This is a genomic window from Lyngbya aestuarii BL J, from assembly GCF_000478195.2.
GTDB lineage: Bacteria > Cyanobacteriota > Cyanobacteriia > Cyanobacteriales > Microcoleaceae > Capilliphycus > Capilliphycus aestuarii.
The window spans coordinates 1-1,190 of sequence record NZ_AUZM01000227.1 but is presented as its reverse complement, the minus strand read 5'-3'; the positions used below and the strand labels follow the sequence as shown (position 1 = coordinate 1,190).

The window sequence follows — 1,190 nt, the reverse complement described above, 5'->3', positions numbered from 1 at the left end:
TATGATAGGCAAAATCAACAACAACTTCTCCCTCTTGTTCATAAGCATTCATAAAATGCCACATCCACAGGGGTTCTGTTTCTATCCAAATCGGTTTTTGATCAATATTCTTGCGATGAATTAACCCGATTTTTGTACCATATTCCGGCTTCCATTCAAACGGAAGTCCACCCCCGAGCGCTTGAAATACATTGAAAACTAAAGGACAATGAAAGAAAATAATGTAATTTTCAGTAATTGCTGTATCATGTATTAGGGCGGGAGATTCCATTTCAATGGGAGTTTTCCGAATAATTTTTCCCTGTTTGTCGGCGACATAATACACTAAATAAGGTGCAGCTAACAGAGAATAGCGATAAAAATGTAACTCTCCCGTTATCGGATCAACCTTGGGATGTGCGGTCATTGCTTCTTCGAGTTCGCCATCAAAATCCCACTCTCCTAAAGTTTCTAATTCGCTAGAAATTTGATAGGGTAATCCGACTTCATACAACGCCAATAAATGATCGCCATAGGGTACAATATTAGTATTGGCATAGTTCACAAGCGGCATATTTTGTCGTTCTTTTCCCTCCATATCTTGCTGTAAACTCTTGGTGAGAATCCAGCGATTTCGATAACTGGCTTTTCCTTCTTTGAGATAAACCGCATGAATCATTCCATCCCCTTCTAAGGGATATTGATAATTAGCTGGCTTTAAGTATGGATTAGGGCCATTTCGCATATACATTCCGTTTAAATCTGCGGGAATTTCCCCGGTTATTTTTAAGTGATCAACATCAACTTCCTGAAAAACGGGAGCGTTAATTCCTTGTAAGAAAATGTTATCACTTAACCATTCTTGGGTTGAAATTAATTTTCGACTCGGAGCAGACAAAGCTAACAGAGAATGACCCCCAACAGTCGAAAGAAAAGAGGCGAATGCAGCAGCTTTTAGAAAATCTCGTCTGGAAAAGTTCGACCGTTTCATATTTTAAAAAAATATCTCTAGAGGTGGCTAAGATTTTAAACCAAGAATCTAGAGATCGGAAAAAATATTTATTCTATTTTAATAACAATCTAAATTTTATTTTAATCTGTTATCAAAGATACGATTTTAATTTAATTAAAAACAAATTTAGACTAAAAATTCAGTAACAAATAAAACAAAAATACAAAATTTAAACTAAAATAGGGGATGTAAATTCTCT

1 protein-coding gene is annotated in these 1,190 nt (G+C 35.6%); it reads right to left on the bottom strand.

Translation table 11 applies throughout. From position 1 onward, the window contains the following. Positions 1-970: carotenoid oxygenase family protein (locus M595_RS27705; protein ID WP_023069255.1), on the bottom strand; the 970-nt coding region annotated here is incomplete at its 3' end. Positions 971-1,190: the final 220 nt, after the last annotated feature.